General features: G+C 40.8%; 13 protein-coding genes and 1 other RNA gene. 11 read left to right on the forward strand and 3 right to left on the reverse strand.

The genetic code is table 11. The annotated features are described in order from the left end of the window. Positions 1 to 389: 389 nt before the first annotated feature. Positions 390 to 755: a transfer-messenger RNA gene (ssrA, locus tag U1I11_RS16410) on the forward strand. Positions 756 to 791: 36 nt separating this feature from the next. On the opposite strand, the gene U1I11_RS16415 is transcribed toward ssrA, so the two are convergent. After that, a complete protein-coding gene (locus U1I11_RS16415) occupies positions 792 to 3,800 on the reverse strand; it encodes a TrlF family AAA-like ATPase (RefSeq protein ID WP_322907219.1) in 3,009 nt (1,002 codons plus the stop codon). A 1,487-nt stretch (positions 3,801 to 5,287) separates the two neighbouring features. On the opposite strand from U1I11_RS16415, the gene U1I11_RS16420 reads away from it, so the two are divergent. The 10 genes from U1I11_RS16420 (at position 5,288) to U1I11_RS16465 (ending at position 17,382) form a co-directional block, all read left to right on the forward strand. Further along, complete coding sequence (locus U1I11_RS16420) at positions 5,288 to 6,448, forward strand: cobalamin-independent methionine synthase II family protein (RefSeq protein ID WP_322907220.1); 1,161 nt, start codon at positions 5,288 to 5,290, stop codon at positions 6,446 to 6,448. A gap of 153 nt (positions 6,449 to 6,601) precedes the next feature. Continuing rightward, entirely contained in the window at positions 6,602 to 7,762 is a 1,161-nt protein-coding gene (locus U1I11_RS16425; RefSeq protein WP_322907221.1) for a cobalamin-independent methionine synthase II family protein, read from the forward strand. Between the two features lie 680 nt (positions 7,763 to 8,442). Next, on the forward strand, positions 8,443 to 9,687 hold the full coding sequence (locus U1I11_RS16430; RefSeq protein WP_322907222.1) for a mechanosensitive ion channel family protein: 1,245 nt from the start codon (positions 8,443 to 8,445) through the stop codon (positions 9,685 to 9,687). Positions 9,688 to 10,852: 1,165 nt separating this feature from the next. Then, the gene (locus tag U1I11_RS16435; RefSeq protein WP_322907223.1) at positions 10,853 to 11,671 is read left to right on the forward strand and encodes a methyl-accepting chemotaxis protein; all 819 of its coding nucleotides are present in this window, start codon (positions 10,853 to 10,855) and stop codon (positions 11,669 to 11,671) included. A 488-nt stretch (positions 11,672 to 12,159) separates the two neighbouring features. Next, complete coding sequence (locus tag U1I11_RS16440) at positions 12,160 to 12,360, forward strand: cold-shock protein (protein WP_322907224.1); 201 nt, start codon at positions 12,160 to 12,162, stop codon at positions 12,358 to 12,360. A gap of 88 nt (positions 12,361 to 12,448) precedes the next feature. Next, positions 12,449 to 12,661, forward strand: a complete 213-nt coding sequence (locus tag U1I11_RS16445; RefSeq protein ID WP_322907225.1) for a cold-shock protein — start codon at positions 12,449 to 12,451, stop codon at positions 12,659 to 12,661. Between the two features lie 391 nt (positions 12,662 to 13,052). After that, positions 13,053 to 13,724, forward strand: coding sequence for a PspA/IM30 family protein (locus tag U1I11_RS16450; protein WP_322907226.1), 672 nt, complete (start codon positions 13,053 to 13,055; stop codon positions 13,722 to 13,724). Positions 13,725 to 14,159: 435 nt separating this feature from the next. Beyond that, a complete protein-coding gene (locus U1I11_RS16455) occupies positions 14,160 to 15,194 on the forward strand; it encodes a TFIIB-type zinc ribbon-containing protein (protein WP_322907227.1) in 1,035 nt (344 codons plus the stop codon). Next, positions 15,191 to 16,219, forward strand: a complete 1,029-nt coding sequence (locus U1I11_RS16460) for a TPM domain-containing protein (RefSeq protein ID WP_322907228.1) — start codon at positions 15,191 to 15,193, stop codon at positions 16,217 to 16,219. The genes U1I11_RS16455 and U1I11_RS16460 overlap by 4 nt, the downstream gene beginning before the upstream one ends. Positions 16,220 to 16,299: 80 nt before the next feature. Then, complete coding sequence (locus tag U1I11_RS16465) at positions 16,300 to 17,382, forward strand: SPFH domain-containing protein (RefSeq protein WP_322907229.1); 1,083 nt, start codon at positions 16,300 to 16,302, stop codon at positions 17,380 to 17,382. 76 nt (positions 17,383 to 17,458) lie between these two features. On the opposite strand, the gene U1I11_RS16470 is transcribed toward U1I11_RS16465, so the two are convergent. After that, a complete protein-coding gene (locus U1I11_RS16470) occupies positions 17,459 to 18,973 on the reverse strand; it encodes an HNH endonuclease (protein ID WP_322907230.1) in 1,515 nt (504 codons plus the stop codon). A 19-nt stretch (positions 18,974 to 18,992) separates the two neighbouring features. Then, positions 18,993 to 19,220, reverse strand: coding sequence for a helix-turn-helix domain-containing protein (locus U1I11_RS16475; protein ID WP_322907231.1), 228 nt, complete (start codon positions 19,218 to 19,220; stop codon positions 18,993 to 18,995). Positions 19,221 to 19,278 lie beyond the last annotated feature (58 nt).

Consider the following 19,278-nt stretch of genomic DNA (forward strand, 5'->3'; position numbering starts at 1 on the left):
TGGTTCACTCAGACTGCTATGTGGTAACGAATATAACAGGTAGTTAGCCAGATAGGTGAGACGGCGATAGTTATACGTATGCGATACGAGCAGCGCGTAGAAAGGATCATCATTGTGGTGACCCGAGACATGATCGCCGCTTTCCCTGTCATTGCGCTGTGCATACGCAGAGGCAGAAGCACAACGCAATGCCGCTACCATTTTGCAGTCAAATGTAGTATAATCAAAGTCTGTGAGGAAACCTGCTGTCGTTTATTCCAATTGGCGTAAACGGTCATACAAGTTCCTAGGGTAGCCCTTTCTATGGAGGGAAAGGCTGCTTGAAACAGACATTTCGGAAGACGAGACTTATGAGCTCGCGCCGTACTAATCCAGACCCTTTTCATTAAGGGGGCGTTCTTGGATTCGACGGGGGTAGGTCGGGCATGAGTAGCGGGTAGTGGGGACGCGTCCGCTTTATCAACGCTAAAGCCTATTAAACGGCAAACAACAAAACAACTACGCTTTCGCAGCCTAAGAAACTGTGAATCGTGCTCTCGCCTCGCATCGCCCATGTGCCAGGATGAGGGCCCAACTTTAAGTGGGCTACGCTGTCACATCTCCGCCTGAGGTGTGCTGAAGAAGACAACCAGGCTGACCCGAAGGGAATCCGGTTACAGGGAGTCTCTAGGGTGACATCAAAGCTGTAACTACACCCGTAGAAGCTTATGTTGCGTTATCTTCGGACAGGGGTTCGACTCCCCTCGCCTCCATACAAAGAAAAACCCGCTCACTGAGCGGGTTTTTCTTAATTAAAATAGTGAATACTTTGATTGTCTGTTTGAAAAAGCTGGTTTTGTACCTTCGAGTATGTCTATAATACACTTATTAATTTCAATGTTCTCGATAGCACCAGATTTATAACGTATAGAATTATTATTTGTTTTATCCATTTGTGCATGAACAATTTGTTCTGCATCGCAAACCACAGCGAGATTAGGATTATGTGTAACCATAATAATTTGTCGTCTTTTTTTTGCTTCCTTTATGCAAGGAACAAGCATCTTGAAGACTGACTGATTATCAAGATTTTCCTCAGGTTGATCGATTATTAAAGGTATTTCATCATTGTCTACTAGTAAATAAAAGACTAACAACAATGCTCCTTTTTCCCCAGGTGATAACTTAGTGATTTCTTTATCTCCTAATTTAAGGCGATAAAAAGGTCTTAAGTATTCAAGTGAGAATAAGTATTGATAAAAGTCTAAAATAGTAGCACTTTTTTTAAGTTGTATTTCAATATTAGATGAGTCGGGAAGAAATGTATCGTTAATCATCAATTTTAATAGTTCATTTATAAAAGTAATAACTGCTTCTTCCTTATTGAAATCTGTTCTTTCAAGTAAAGATGTGAATAGCCTTCTGCCTTCTTCTGCTCCATAAAAATTCCCTCTAACTGCTTGATTTATTTTTCCTAACATTCCTTCAAGCACTGCATTCCCATCGATTGATACTTCAAATTTTAATTCATAGTCAGAATTTGTTAATGAATGTTTATCAATGAAATTTTGTACAGGTGTATATAAACTTGAATAAATTTCGGAAATTTTTAATACATCGTTAAAAATTTCTTTTGTTTTTTCTATCCTAAGTTGCTTATATTCAGCAATTTCATTTATTAAATCCGATTTCAAATATGAAAGGGATTTTTGTAGGTTTTCGATTTCGATTTCGATTTCATTTTTTTTAGCTTCCCAGTCGAACAGTAATCGCTTATAGAGATGATATTTTTGAGTTGGTTCATCCAATCTACTTTGAATATTTTTAATGTCGGACTCAAGTTTTTCACGTTTTTTGATAAAACTATTCATACTATTTTCGCTAAGATCACTTATGAGTTTTGTATCTTGAATTTGCAAATCATCTTGAAGGATTTTTAATGAAGCAATATCAATTTTAAGGGACACGATACTTTCCATTTGTAAATCTAGTTCGTTGATTTCAGTAGAACAATTTGTTAGAAAATGAAAATATTGCATCTCAAAGTTTTTAATTTTTTCATATACGCGTTGAGCTACTGCAATTTTACTTTTTATATTAATGTGTTCAGCTTTTTTGGTTTCGATTGTTTGGTTCAATCTGTTTACTTCATCTTTATACTCATCAATTTGAAGAGAAAGATTGAGTAAGTCTTTGTTCAATTTAACAGCTTCAGGTGATGAAACTTCTTCAGGTTTTTGTATTAAATGGGCTTCTAATTCTTGTTCTTTATTGATAAGCAACTCATAAACATTTGATGCATATTTAGGGGTAGCTTTAATCTCTAGGCTTATCAATTTCTCGTTAATGTTTAGTAGTTGATCTGATAAAATTCGAATTGAATCTTTAATAGTCTCACTTTTATATTGAATCAACTCGTTAAGTGATGATTTTTGATATCTATCTGTTTCTTCGACATGTGAGAAAATCACTTTTTTTAATTCATTCTCGAATTTATCATCTTCATTATTACAGAGTTTTTCTAAATAGCGCTGAGGTAAATATTTGACTTTTTCGAGCGCATGTTCTTTTGGATTTTCATCTAATGGAATGCTTTCACTAACACCATTTTCCCATGTGATTGTTGCTTCAAAACATTTAGCTAGACTTCCTTGTCTAAACCTTGTTCTCATAAGGAAAGAGAAGTCATTTGTGTTTTTAGTTCCTCCTGCTAAACCGAGAATGTCCGCTAAAGCACTTTTACCATTCCCTTTATTTCCGATAATAGTAACCAAATCATTATTTAATTTCAAAGATATGTTGTCAAACCAGCCATTAGTGTCGTTCTTCTTGTTAATAGAGATTGATGAAATGAATTTCCCTTTATTACTTTTAACTGATAGAAGTTTAGAAGGTAAATCCCCTATAAAAACTCGTTCATCCCATTCGTTTAATACTTGTTTCAATCCTTCAAATGTAGTGTCAGCTTTTAGCCAAGTATGGCACTTGCCAAGTTTGTCTTTTTCTGAAGAACTAGAGTTATAATGTGCATCACTGCAATCAAGTAAATGATTATTAACTCCTGCCTTGGATAGAGAAGCAGCAGCTTTATAATAGTCCTGTGCAGAATACGAGGACACAAAGATTAAATCTACACTATTAATAATGTCCTTTTTATCAGCGATCGATCCTTCATTCCATTTAATGTCTGCCCACTCTGTTTTTCCAACAGCAGTAATAAATTTCCCTTTGAAATGGTGCTGATTAAGTGTTTCAAATATTCTGTCTTTATCAAGATTTAAATTATTAAATCCTTCTTCAAGATCAGTTTTGTAATATCCCACTTGATCAGAAGGAACAGTTGATTTGATCATCTGTCCAAGCTGTGCGAGTGAAATTTTATTAATGATAGAATTCCAAATAACTGATTGTTGTTTTGCAAAAGAGGATAGTTCATATTTACTCGTAAGGGCGTTAAGAAAACATTGTTCTATTATATCTGCATCTATTTGATCGGAAAATATAATATGAAAGTTTACCCTACTGAGCTTGTTATTTGTTCCTCCGAACTTATTGAGTCTTAATTCTACAACAGGTAATAATAAATCAATGTTAGATAAACGACCACTATCTTTATATTGCTTAACTTTACGATATCCATCAATAAAAATATAATCATTAATGCCTAAAACTTTAATCTCGGGAGGTAAATTTTCAAGATCTTTAATATAATTTTCCCAAGTTTCTTCTTTTGTTGATCCACTAAAATGTTGTATTATTGAATAAGGAGTATGAACGTGCAAATCCCATTTTTTCCACATAGATCCTTCTTCATAATTCATGCTTTCTTATTCCCCCTAATAAAGTCTTGAATTAAAAAACAAATTCGGTGATAAGGGACTATTTTCCTTCTTGTGAATTTATGTTATTAATAAATAATTTTTGCTTTCTTTCGAGAATTTAACAAAATACATTATTTGGTAGTATTTATGATCTTGTTTTATCTGCCAATAAAAGTTTTAAAATAGCTCGATCTATCCCATTATCCCGATCCACTTCAACTAATACTGCAAAATAGATAAGTGCTCTCCCTAACTGAAGGAGGTTCACCTATGGCACAATACTTACAACTAGGAATTTCCCACCACATCATCATTCAACGAGACGCTATCGTCGAACAGAGTTACAATCATTATCTTCATTACATGCAGAAACTCGTCCGCTCAAACTCGGCATACAGTATTGCAGGAGCATTAAGAGCTTGTATTCAGTAACAAACTCCCATTTTAGAAACACCGTCTAGCCTTAGTTTGTTGTTTGAATCTAACTTGTGGTTTCAGGGTTTCATTGTAGATGTAGAATCATTGACGAACAAGTTTAGGTGTATCCATTCCTTATTTTTAAAATATGCTTATGCTTCAATCAATAAATAAAAACGCTATAGGAGGGCTTATAGTGTCTGTAAATCGAGAACAACTTCAATAAATCCTAAAAAAAGCCAACCAACACGCCCGCAAACAAGCGAAAGAGTCAGGCGCCTCTATTTATTACATGAAAAACAACAAACGTATCCGCGAAGATGCAGAAGGTAATACATTCGAGATTGTATTCGATGATGCAGAGAACAGGCAGCAGTTTGAGTATCATGAGTGAAACTAAGCCAGTTATGACCGTATTTGCTGGAACGAATGGAGCTGGAAAAAGTACGCTCAGTATGCAAATGAGCGATTGGCTCGGTGAACTCGTTGATCCGGATCAAAGTTAAGGAGTACATATTATGAAATTACTCGATAGTCTTTAGCTTCCCTAAAGGAGGTTAGGGCTATGAGTAGAAGTTATAAAAAAACTCTCGTCTGTAAAGATCAAGGTACACGCTGGATGAAACGCCAGGCAAGCAAAGCGGTTCGCAGATATGCTGAGGATATTAGGACGGGGGCAGTTATAAGAAATTGTTCTGTTCCTGTAACATTTGCGATTACCGTACAATACTAATTTATCGACAAGCACTCCACGAATAGGAAGTTAGCTATTATGTGTGGACTCATGAGAAACTATGTAGAACAGAACAAGCTCTTGGATTTATGAGAAATAGTGTAATAATGCACTTAACAACTTAGTATACGACGATTATAAATATAATCTATTGACTAGCTATAACCTTTTCCTAACCTTGCCATAGTCCCTCCCTATAACTAGCCATACCTTTTCAGCTTACGTCCCCCCCTCCTACTCATGCTAAAATAGTCCTATACAACAACCAACCGACAATTCGCATCACCAAATAAACGAACAGCTGAAACAAACCCAAACCAATTAGGAGGATTCCCATATGAGTGATAAATTCCAAATCGTAGGCAGCTTGCTTCGTCCGGCTGAGCTGTTAGAATACAAAACACAAATTGAGCACCGCGACGACATCCAGTACCCGTTCTACCAGGAATTCGATGGCTACCAGCAGTGTGAAGATCGTGCGATTCAATCTGTAATCGAAAAAGAAATCCAACACGATCTCTCCATCATTACCGACGGCGAATATTCCAAATCGATGTGGCATTTGGATTTTGTATGGGGTTTTGATGGCGTCGAGCGGTATATTGCGGATCATGGTTATTTTTTCCGCGATACGGATGGCAGCTCGAAGTATGAGACGCGTAAGGATATCGGTCTGCGCATTACGGGTGAGCTAAGCGGGAAAAATCATCATTTTATCGAAGTGTTCCAAAAGCTGCAAGAGCGTGCTGGCGATCGGGATACGAAGCTGTGTGTGCCTTCGCCATCGCATATTTTTGGCGAGCTGTCGTGGTCGGATAATATCGGTGGCAAGGATTCGGTATACAAAGATACCCAAGAGCTGAAAGCAGGGCTTGTGAAGGCATATAAGGAATTTGTAGATGATTTTGCGGCGGCGGGCGGTAAAATTTTGCAATTTGACGATTGCTTGTGGGAGCTGTTTGCGGATGACAATCCGAACTCTCCGTATACAGGCGAGCATATTAACCAGGAAGAAGTGCAGGCGCTGGCAACCGAGTTTATCGATATTAGCAATATTATTATCGACTACGGTCACAGTCTTGGTCTGAAAATGTGGACGCATAATTGCCGTGGTAACTACGATTCGCGCAATATGGGCGGCGGCTCCTATGTGAAGATTGCGAATTTGTTTCTAAAGCAGCTGAAATACGACCGTTTCTTCTTGGAATGGGATGACGATCGTGCCGGTTCGCTGGAAGCGCTGGCGGTTTTTAAAGATAAGCCGAATACGGAAGTGGTGCTAGGACTGCTGTCTTCCAAAACGAGCACATTGGATGACGAAGAACGTGTATTGCGTTTGCTGGATGAGGCTTCCAATATTATTGAGAAGGATCGTTTGCTGTTGTCGCATCAGTGCGGGTTTGCTTCTTGTGATGGTGGGAATGAGCTGACTGAGGATGAACAGTGGGCGAAGATCGATCAAGGGCAGCGGATTGCGCAGCAGTATTGGGCGAAGTAAAAAAGGATAAATACGGGTAGCTTGTCTTGCTCTAATTGCTGGTCTTGTACCGTTTATACCGCGCTCGCCCATGTTACCATATACCTATACAGCAAGCGACGATTACAATGAGCATTATCCTATAAATCTAAACGAAGCAGGGGGATTTTCCATATGAGCGATAAATTTCAAATCGTAGGCAGTTTGCTTCGTCCGGCTGACTTGTTGGAGTATAAAAAGCAAATTGAGCATCGCGATGATATCCAATATCCGTTTTACCAGGAATTTGAAGGTTACGAGCAGTGTGAAGATCGAGCGATTCAAGCGGTTATCGAAAAAGAAATTCAGCACGATTTATCGATTATTACGGACGGGGAATATTCCAAATCGATGTGGCATCGGGATTTTGTGTGGGGTTTTGAGGGGATGGAGCGTTATATTGAAGATCATGGCTATTTTTTCCGTGATACAGATGGCAGCTCTACGTATGAGACACGCAAAGATATCGGTCTGCGCATTACGGGTGAGTTAAGCGGGAAAAACAATCATTTTATCGAAGTGTTTAAAAAGCTACAAGAACGTGCTGGTGATCGGGAAACGAAGCTATGTGTACCTTCGCCATCGCATATTTTTGGCGAGCTGTCGTGGTCGGATAATATCGGTCGTGAAGATTCTGTGTATAAAAATACGCAGGAGCTTAAAGCAGGGCTTATTAAGGCGTATAAAGAATTCGTGGACGATTTTGCGGCTGTTGGTGGTACGATTTTGCAATTTGATGATTGTTTGTGGGAATTGTTTGCAGAGGACAATCCAAACTCGCCGTACACAGGGGAGCATGTGAATCAAGAGGAAGTACAGGCAATTGCGGCTGAATTTATCGATATTAACAATACGATTATCGACTACGGTCATAGCCTCGGTCTGAAAATGTGGACGCATAACTGCCGTGGTAACTACGATTCCCGTCATATGGGTGATGGTTCCTATGCGAAGATCGCCAATTTGTTCCTAAAACAGCTCAAATACGATCGTTTCTTCCTGGAGTGGGATGATGATCGTGCCGGTTCGCTGGAAGCGCTAGCTGTGTTCAAGGACAAACCAAATACGGAAATCGTACTCGGTCTGCTATCTTCCAAAACGAATACGCTTGATGATGAAGAACGGGTACTGCGCCTGCTGGATGAAGCGTCCGGCATTATCGGCAAAGATCGTTTGCTGTTGTCGCATCAGTGTGGTTTTGCTTCTTGTGACGGTGGGAATGAGCTGACTGAGGACGAGCAGTGGGCGAAAATTGATCAAGGGCAGCGGATTGCGGAGCAGTATTGGGCGAAGTAAGCGGTAAAGACTATAATAGATGTATGTTTAATCGTCAGAGTATAGTTATTTTGTACAATTGTTTTTAGCCGAAGTCGCCTTTTTTTGGCGGTTGGATCGTTATCTGTATACGATCATTAAAACAGTTACATTTAAGTGTTTGCTCAGACAGAGTGTCGAGAAAGTCCAGCGGACTTTTCTGGCACTTTTTTTATAGGGCAAATCTCACTTTTTTAGGGTGAATCGATTTAAATGATGCTTAAAACTACATGATCAGGCTACGTTTAGCTCTGCTTTTGGTATCTCTGAAAAGTAGATAGGTGGCGTCTCGACAGCCTACCGTTTTGATCGGTCATAACGATGATGTGTGATTGTGTAGTGTAATATGCGTAACGATCATACATGTACAATACTTAATGTTGGAAGATGAGATTGCTATATTATTTCGGCTTATACGCTTGCATGACGAAGTAGTAGGTAAAGTTTGAAAAGTAAACTGTATGTTTGCTGCTATTCATAGATAAATGGATAGGTACGTGCTGATATAGCGTCCGTATTGCTTAATTCATGGCTGAATGATTACGTTCGGTACTTATCTGTTCTTATATAAGATACATATCGTAGCAAACTTTATTTCACACGGTTTACTCCTTTATAATAATAACCCAATACATCTAAACTCAGGAGGAACGCAAACAACAATGAATTTTATCAAATACCAGCTTCAGCATCTAGGTATGCACGAAGCTGTAATCGGTTATGCAGCCAATATCATTATGATTGTATGGATCGCGCTCATCTGTATACTGGCGAATTGGATTACGCAGAAAATTGTACTTCGGACGATTATACATATCGTTAACAACAACCGGTACACATGGGACAATATTATCGTGGAGAAACGGGTGTTTCATAAACTGTCCCAGCTCGTGCCGGCGATTATTATTTATTATGCGGCGCCTGTTTTTCCGGCTTATCAACGGTTGATTGAAAAGGCGGCGATGACGTATACGATTATGGTGGCGATCCTTGTATTGGATGCGCTGCTGAATGCGTTTGATGCGATTTATCGGTCATTTGAAGTTGCCAAAATCCGTCCGATTCGTGGGTACATTCAGGTAGCGAAGATTGTGTTGTTTATTATCGGCGGCATTATTATTATTTCCAATCTGATCGGGCAAAATCCGCTCATTATTTTGAGTGGGTTGGGTGCGCTGTCGGCGGTGTTGATGTTGATTTTTAAAGACTCCATTCTCGGTCTAGTGGCAGGGATTCAGTTGTCATCCAACGATATGGTGCGGGTGGGCGACTGGATTGAGATGCCGAAATATGATGCTAATGGCGATGTAATCGATATTACGCTCAATACGGTCAAAGTGATGAACTTTGATAAAACGATTACGATGATTCCTAGCTATGCGCTGATCTCGGACTCGTTTAAAAACTGGCGTGGGATGCAGGCGGCGGGCGGCAGAAGGATTAAGCGCAGCATTCGCATCGATACGAGCAGTATCCGCTTTTGCACGCCGGAAATGATCAATGAATTTCGCAAAATTCATTATATCACCGATTATGTATCGTCCAGACTGGAAGAAATTGAGGCGTACAATATGGAGCGTCAGATCAATCGGGACAGTAATGTGAATGGCAGACAGTTGACGAATATCGGGGTGTTTCGGGCGTATATTCATCAGTATTTGCAAAATCATCCACAAATTCATCAAGATATGACGCTGATCGTGCGTCAGTTGGAGCCAGGTGATAACGGGTTGCCGCTGGAAATTTATGCGTTTAGCAACAGTATTGCTTGGGCGGTGTATGAAGGGGTGCAGGCGGATATTTTTGATCATATTTTTGCGGTGGCACCGACATTTGGCTTGCGTGTGTTTCAGAATCCGACAGGGCATGATATTGTGCAGTTGAAGGAGCGGGAGTTGGTTAGGTAGGGGGGAGTGGCAGAGTTGCAATCGAGGTTGGTGCTCTGGGCAATGTTTTCAAACCGCTAAACTCATGCTGTCTATCGTTCGAAAAGGTTACGTTTCCAATGAAATGAGCCACATGTACAACACCGTCTGACGCGAACTAACCATATCGAACGACCTGGTTTGTACAGCAGTTTGAAGATACGCCTTAGCAAGATGTGTTTAAAGGCATTGTTTTAAAGATTGTTGTAAAGTAATGCAATAATTCTTCTATATAAATGAATGTTAGCTAATCAATCCTATTTTCATATCAAAAGCTGCATATTCCGAATCTGAATATGCAGCTTTTGTGGCATTATTATCAAACATAGACATCGTTTTAATCTATACACTTTACGATAAAGGTCTAACCTATGCTAAGCCATATGTTCCAGCTGTTAGGAGCGCAGTTTCAGCGCACTTTATCCTCTATTTATTATCCAATTCATCCCACCCACAACAACCTTTCCCACCCACAATTATCCGGCACAAAACCACTATCATTAAAACGAATATGTCAAGTAATTACAGTCATATTTTCCTTATATATTTGTGATGACAACTATATACACAAGCCTGCAATTCAATTAAAATAAGACTAACTTCGTCCCTTTATAAGCTGATCTTTATAAGCTGATATAACGCGCAGAGGACGTTGGTGCAGTTTTAGCATGTAGCCTTATACGAAGCGTTTTTTTGCAAATGATAGCAGTATGTTTTAAATAAAAAATGCCTGTAGATCATATGTTGGCTTACATCTATACTGACGTTTTCCAAAGAAGTTGGATATTGTTCTCGTTTGTGGAATGCTCGTTATTTTAATGAATTAACGCTGAATAGTTGTATGTTTGCAAACGGTTTCTTTCCTTATTTATATTTCGTGAAATCGAATTTGAAAAGTAAGTTTCCTTCTATTTTGCACATCCCCATCCACTCCTAAGCAGAAGGTATGTAATGATATTGGTGGCAACTCGTTTACCCTAATCAACATTATTCAAACTGCCCTATATCGCTATATACTGCTGCAATGTCCACCATGTAAATAGTATTGTCCAACCAACAAATGTCCTACAATGTCCCAGTTAGCAATGGTATTGAATGTACTAATATGGCATCTAATGTATCGAAATACGAGCTGAGGTGAAGTACGATGAGTAGAGCGACTTTACTGAATGAGATGATGAATGTAATTCCGATTATGAAAGCGGCAATTCCGGCTGATCTGTCGATTGCATTATGTGATCTGGAACAATTTATCGGGTATTGGCCGGGGCAAAATATTAATTTGTCGATTGCGGTCGGGCAGAAGTTGGACCCCAATGAACCTTTGTACAAGGCACTGACCGAGAATATATCGTTAAAGGCGGAAGTGCCGGCTCATTTTTATGGATTTGAATTTATCGGTACGGCAATTCCGGTTCATAATGAGGATCGGCAGGTGATCGGTGGTTTGGCGATTCAGTTGCGCAAGCCAACTGAATTAATTACGATTGCTGATAATATCGAGCTGTCCCTTTCCAAAACGAGTGCACAGGTAAACGACATGTCCGGCAGTGCGCTTCAACTCGTCGATACTGCCAAACAATTGCTGGCGCTCGTATTGCAGACGACCGAGCAGGTGGAAGGCATTAATAAAGTGACCGCTACCGTGCGTAGCGTGGCGGATCAGACGCAGCTACTTGGTATTAATGCGGCGATTGAAGCGGCTCATGCAAAAGAGTTTGGGCGCACCTTTGACATTGTCGCTCGTGAAATGCGCAAGCTATCTCATGAAACATCGGATTCAGCGCAATCGATTCAGGCGACGGTAAATATGTTTGCCCATGTGACGACATCGATGCGACAGGCGATTGAATCGATTGCCGGCACATTGGATCATCAGGCGGAAGCGAATCAGCAAATATTGGCACATATCGAGGATATTCATCAAATGTCGGCGCAATTAAATGAGTTTGCCAAAAAGTTATGATGTTGATGTACACACTGGTGTGATTACAAAATGAAGCATGACGGGAATGAGTGGATGGGGTAGAGCGCATGCGTAAAAGAGTATGTGCTCTAGTACATTGACCAGCTTAAATTCACTATCTGATGGATTACATCTTATGAAAATACATTGGAATCGTAGCAGGAGAACATCGCTGCTATGCACGATCACACTGCTTATTTAAGGCGGTCAATGTATGAGTTTGTGCCCATCCGTTACGTTTTCACTGCTAAGCTTCAGCCGCTGCGGGATCGCTTTAGTTTGCACACGCCGTTGTGGATTTATTTTGCGCATTGATAATATACAACTTGTTCATCTGTAATAGGTGTGCTATAATGAATATATTGGAATTTGAACCTGAGTCACATATTGTAGAGGGTTGCAATTTTGATCGTGTAGCCTTGTACAATATGTGATTTTTTTTAAAGTTTGAAGATCATGTAAACTTATTTTTTGGGAGGCAACAAATTATGCAACAAGGAACAGTGAAATGGTTTAACGCGGACAAAGGTTTTGGTTTTATCGAGGTTGAAGGTGGAGACGATGTATTCGTACACTTCAGCGCGATCCAAGGCGACGGCTTCAAATCCCTGGACGAAGGTCAACGTGTACAATTCAACGTTGTTCAAGGCCAACGCGGTCAACAAGCTGAGAACGTTGTAAAACTGTAATACTGCTATATGCTGTAGGAAAGTCCCAACCATCATATTGGGACTTTTTTTTCACTTAAAAACTCCAACGAAGAAAGAAGGATGCTGCTTGTACTATTCACGGAAAAGCCCGATGGATGATCTTCCGGAAGAAATGACGGCGATCTGGTCATGTACGAATGAAAAGTGCAATGGTTGGATGAGAGATAATTTTGTTTTGTCGGTTCAGCCAAGATGCGGTCAATGCAACTCTTTGATGGAAAAAAGTGAAAGACTATTGCCTGTATTAACTAATACAAGCCCAAATCAGAAAAAAAATTAAGCAGGTACCGTACCTGTATCGTATACAATGTTTAGTATATGTTATACATGTTTTAGCCGTTTTCCCTTATCAGGGTAGGAACGGCTATTTGTTTTGTCTATTTTGGCAAGAATGGTGTTTAGTGAGTAGGTAGCTATAGCGTCGATTCACTGCGATCCGTATGCACAGGGTCGTTATAAATACAGACGTGAGCGTCATCATGTGGCAATACGGTTTATTGATGGCTAATGATCGCTAATCTAAATACATAATTTGTACTCGGTAGCACTCAGCACGGTTTATTCACTATTTTATAAACGATAATCTCTGTTTCTATCCAGAAAAATGAGCTTTCCGTATCATGATTCGGGTACAATACTACATATACATTGTACGAAAGGAATGAACGGTGATGAGCATATGGACACGATTTCGAGATGTGATGAAAGCGAATGTGTATAGCTTGCTGCAACGCTCGGATGATCCGGCACGTACGGCAAAACAAGCGCTAGAGCAATTTACGAGTGAACTTGGTCAAGTGAAAGCGGAGACGGCGGCAGTGCTGGCGGAACAAAGTCGGACAGAGCGCGCACTAGCTGAAAGTAGCGCCGAGCTTAGCAAGTTGCAACGGTATGCGGAAAAGTCGGTGCAGCAAGGCGATGAACGGGCAGCGCTGCGTTTTTTGGAAAAAAAGGCGAGCATGGCTGCCACACATGCGGAGCTACAGGCTGCTTATGAGCGCGCAGCTGCCAAGGCGACGGTGATGAAAGAAATGCAGCATAAACTCGTTGCTGATCTGGATACGCTGCAAACGCGTTATGTTGAGCTGCAAAGCAACCAGAATGCGGCAGCAGCCCAGACAGCAGGCGGTTCGGCAGCAGATGCGCTACAGACGATGGAGCAGCGTGCGCAGCAGGCGCTGCATGAAGCGGAAGCATGGGCTGAAGTGCGTAGCGGACAGCAGGAGGAAGACTTGGATGTGCTGATCGCACGTTTGGAAGCAGGCATGAATAAACAGCCGGAGCATACAGCGCTGTCCACACCAGAGCAAGAGCTGGAACAGTTGAAGCAGACTGGGAACTAGCGTAAACATAACGAAAGCGTGAGTATGATGCTGTCTCGTCACTACGATAGTGCAGCGCTTGATTGGCTTGTTGCGCTAATGAGCGCGTCTGTTTACATGTTCGCCATTGTGATTAGTGTTTCATCATCAAATCAGTTTCATTAATGATCCAATCGGCTATTGGTGCGGCAGATGATGATACGATGTGAACGCTCTATACTTTGGAGAGAATGCGCTTGTTTTATGTAGATGTACACGTTTCATAAACAGAATTATGATGTGCATAAATTACGGATCATCCGGCGCTGGATGTATAGTATGAATAAAAGCGATTGCTAATTGGCAGCGAGTTGCTTTGTGAGCTCGTAGTCGATACGTATCCGTTCATCGTGCTGTCTGGCACCATTTAAGCTGTATGTCCACTACACATGTAAAACGATTGAGGTGAATAAAACGATGCCTGTCATTGATTATAAATGTCCAAACTGCGGTAGCAGCAGAATGTTTGATAGCGCTACCGGTATGCTAGCCTGTCCGAGTTGTGGCAGGAAAGATGATATTGAGCAGCTACCTGATCCGATCAACGAGATTCCATTTGTGCCAGGTGCCGTGCAGACGACGTATCAATGTCCAAACTGTGGTGCTGAGCTGGTGATCGAACCGGAGACGAGTGCGACAGCTTGTAGTTTTTGCGCTTCCCCGGTCGTGTTGACTGAGCGCTTGAGCGGTGCATTTGCGCCCAAAACGGTGTTGCCGTTTAAAATCAACGAACAGCAAGCACAGGAAGCGTTTCGCAAATGGTGTAAAGGCGGTCGACTCACACCAGCCGGTTTTATGAGTGCAGACCGGGTTAAAAGTATGATCGGTATGTATGTGCCGTTTTGGTTGTATGAATTACATAATATGGTGGAAGCGCGTGGGCAAGCAACACGGGTACGTACGTATACACAAGGGGATTATGAGTATACAGAGACGAGCTATTATGACATTTACCGCAAAATGCGCCTACATTACGTCAATCTGCCAATCGATGCTTCTGAAAAATTAAATGACGAGTTAATGGACAAATTGGAGCCATTTCCGTATCAGGAGCTAAAATCGTTCAAAACACCGTATCTTGCCGGATATATTGCGGAAAAATACAACTATGACGACGAGCAGCTGCTGCCGCGTGCCAAAGATAAAACGATGGGCTATATCGATGCTGCGATCTCATCGACCGTCAGCGGTTATACGAGCGTTACGTATACCGAGCGCCAGGTGGACACCCATGTGCAGCGTGCCGATTATGCGCTGCTGCCAGTCTGGATGGTCAATTATAATTTTAAACAAAAGTCGTATCTGTTTGCGATGAATGGGCAGACCGGTAAAGTTGTCGGTAAACCGCCGCTAAGTAAAGGCAAAATATTTGCCTGGGGAGCAGGTATTGCGGCGACGACATGGATAGGCATGCGCTTGATTACATGGGCGCTAGGAGGTGATCTGCTGTGAGCGATGGACAGAATGGAAATCGGAATAAAGCTGAATTAGCCAATGTAGAGCGAGCAGCAGATGTACGTGCAACTGATCAGTCTGTTAAAGGCATCGCTAGCCAGCTTAAGTATGAGCAATATTATGATCAATATGTACATACTACACATGGCTGTGACCGAGAGAGGGGCAAATCAAACAAGTATGGGAGCTTCAGCTCTTTGCCAGTGCTGCTTACATCACTTCGTCGGTGCCTGCCGATTGTGCTGCTAGCATCGATCATGTGGCTAGGGATCACGATGGCGACGGGGCAGCAGACGGTATATGCGTCCGCTACCGAACCGGTCGGCAACAAAAAGCTAGTGTATGATGATGCCGGGCTGCTGAGCGAGCAACAACGGCAAGCAGTGAATCGAATGGCGAATGAATACGCGCCGATCCAGGAAACGGATTTTGTCATTTATACGACCGACAATCCGCACAATACGGATGTGCAAATTTTAACCGAGGATTTGTATGATAGTAAAGGTTTTGGGTATGATACAAGCTTTGGCAATGCGGTAGTGTTGACGATGGATATGCGCAACCGTGAGGTGTATCTTGCCGGTTTTGGCAAAGCGAAAACATTGCTCAATGACAGTCGATTGGATTTGATTCGCGACAAAATTACGCCGTATTTGAGCAGTGGCGATTACACGACGGCATTTGAGCTTTATATCCAATTATCGTCAAAGTATATGAATTATAAACTGGGCGTGAATCCGAACAATATTTTGCTAAACGGTTGGTTTCAAGTTTTGGCTTCATTGCTGCTCGGTATTATCATCGTCTGGATTATGGCTGCACGCTCCGGCGGACGTGTCACCGTTAGCCGTGCCACCTATGAAGATACGAACGCTTCCGGTTTGCTTGATCAATATGATCGATTCGTGCGCACATCCGTGTCCAAACGAAAAATCGAGCGTAGCAGTAACAGCGGCAGTAGTGGTGGCGGTGGCACAAGCAGTGGCGGCAATTCGCATAGTGGGAGCAGAGGGTCGTTTTAAAGCGGGTAGGTTGACTATAGCCAAATCGTTTGCGTACAAGACTTGTTTTAATATCGGCATAGCCAAAGGAGGACAATAAAATGGGTTTTTTTAGAAACCAGTTTGCTAATGTAGTGGAATGGGAAGAATTTCGCGATGATATGATCTTTTGGAAATGGAGCAATCGTGAAATTAAAAAAGGCAGCAAGCTGATCATTCGTTCGGGACAGGATGCCATTTTTCTGAATAATGGCAAAATTGAAGGGATTTTTAAAGATGAAGGCTCGTTTAATGTGGAATCGGATATTATTCCGTTTTTGTCGACATTGAAAGGCTTTAAATTTGGTTTTAATAGTGGGATGCGGGTTGAAGTGTTGTTTGTGAACACAAAGGAATTCACCGTACGTTGGGGAACGCAAAGTCCGATTCTCATTCCAGCACCGCAATTGCCAGGTGGGATGCCGATTCGTGCGAACGGTACATTTAATTTTAAAGTGAGCGATTATGTAGCATTGATCGATAAAGTAGCTGGCATTAAGCAGAGCTATCTCGTTGAGGATGTAAAAATTCGCATTACGTCCGTACTGGATCAGTTGCTCATGAAATGGATTACGCGTGAAGGGAAAGATATGTTCAATCTGCAAGCCAATGCAGCGGATATTGCAAACGGCATTCGTGATGATCTGGATATGCAAATGATGGACATCGGGATCGGCATTACCGGTTTCCAGGTGATGAGCTTTAACTACCCGCCCGAAATTCAGGATATGATTACGAAAAATGCTTCTTACGGCATGATTGGCGATATGCAAAAATACCAGCAGGCAAGCATGACCGATGGCATCGCATCCGGCAAAGTGCAAGGTGGCGGCATAGCTTCCGATATGGCAGGCATGATGATGGGCATGAATATGGCGAATGAAATGATGAAAAATATGAATCAGAACAATAACCAGCAAGCCGGGCAAGGGAATAGTAATGGGCAAAATGGAGCAGGTTCCGGCGGTAGTTCGGCTGCGGGTAATTCGTCAGCTAGTGGTGAGGCAAACGGTGCTAATGCTAATGGCGGTAATGCCGATTCGGCTGCTGCATCCAGCGGTTCGCGTCCGAATTTCTGCCCGAACTGTGGCGCGAAAAATGAAGGGGCGAATTTTTGTCCGAATTGTGGGTATAAGTTGGGGTGATCGTTATGTAAATTAAAATATAAAGGAAAAAAAGTGCTGCTATGGCTGCACTTTTTTCTTTATATTTTATTGCTGTTTACGTTAATTTGATTGAGGAAGGATATTTACCTGTTATCAAATGATATTCTTCTAAAAGATTAATACCCGTACTTTTCAAAACTCGTACTAATGACTCATAAATTTTATCAGCTACTACAATCCCATCTTTCTCTTTTTGATGTTCTGTCTCCATTAAGAACTCATCGAAAAACCATACGACATGTTCTTTTAATTTGTTTACTACTTCAGGATTAGCTTCTTGTGAAGTGAGTATATCGATTGGCAAACCCGTAATCTGGCCAAGTTCTTCTAATTTTTGCGGTTCAGAATAATAGTTTATAGGGAAGCTGTCTCTTTTTTGCGAGTTGTGTATAGCGCATAAGCAAGTAGCTGTTTCATCTAAACGATATAAATAAGCTAAAGGCATAGTATGGTCTAGGTGCATTTCATTGATTTTCAGTTTTTCTCCGCATTTAAAGCATCTTTTGTCGAATTTTTTCCATATATATTCAGAAAATTGTTTTTTAGTTCTATGTTCAAATTCGTGATGGATCAGGTCATGATCTAGTAAAGAGTTAACAAGTTTTTCTAAGGCTCTACGGCGTAGACCATCTTCTTTAAATTGTTGCGCATTTCTGAGAGGATTTAAGGCATTGTTCACATAAAATTTTTTGCATGCTCTGCATTCTAATTGGTGCCCATAATATGAAACTACGTTTGCATTTTTGACTACACTATTTAGTCGATCTATAGAACTGCTCTCTAGCGCTTCTTCATAGTTATCAATTTTATACGAAGAAAAGAGAGAATGTGTACAAGGAGCTTTTTTCTTACAATGTAAGGAAAATGCTAATCTATCTTCTTCGTGCAAAATATTAATTGGCAAATATCGGGTACAGCGATTACAGCCTTTTAGAACGATAGATTCTATATTACGAGAAACGGTATTTATACCTTCTGTGGCTACTAAACGAGCATCTAACGCTTTTTCGGTAGCTAAATAATAAATATGGGGTATGTGCTCCTTAGTTTTTTTTGAGAAGGGTTTATAAAAGTCTTTTGATAAATAATCTCTATACGAAACGCAATCAAAATCAATCGAGGCGAAACTTAAAGTTGTTCCTGGCAAACTGTGAATAGTTAATGTTACAGTAGCTTTTTCTACTATAGTTTGTATAGAGGGCTCCATTTGCTGTTCGACATGGTGACCTATTCCATTCCAAGTATTCGATTTCAATTCATTGCTCAATTTCTTAGAAGAATGAATGAGCAGACCATTCTCCAATTGGTAGCTCAAACCTAATTCAAGCGAAATGGGAGCAGTTGATTTTATATATCCTCCAAATGCTATAATGCCTAAATCCATTTCAAATAACGATTCAAGCTGCATGTCATTATTTTCGAAAGTAAGGGTCGCTGTCGAACTTTCCATCACTACGGAATCACAGTCTAAAATAATACACTCTCCACCAGTTTTAATACCCGAAGCTTTAAAACCACTTTTTCTAGTTACAGCTCGACGTTTATAGGTTCTGAATAATTTTTTTTCCAATCCAATCGCCCCTTTAATTTTATAGTTCAGACACTAAATTCTCTAATTTCATGTTTAAGCTAAAGGCAATTTTATAAACGGTATAAATGCTAGGCATCTTTTCTCCTAATTCTATTGATTTAATCGAATTAACGTGTAAAGCTGAATCTTCTGCTAATTGTTCACGCGTCCATCTCTTTTCTTCTCGCAGTTTACGCACTCTTTTACCTACTAATTTCGAAAATGTACTTTTTTGTAATGGAATCATTAACTTACCTCCTAATAATAGTATGATAGCTAAAAAAATAACTCTCCAACAGACGCTA

Source organism: Paenibacillus campi, assembly GCF_034659835.1.
GTDB lineage: Bacteria > Bacillota > Bacilli > Paenibacillales > Paenibacillaceae > Saccharibacillus > Saccharibacillus campi.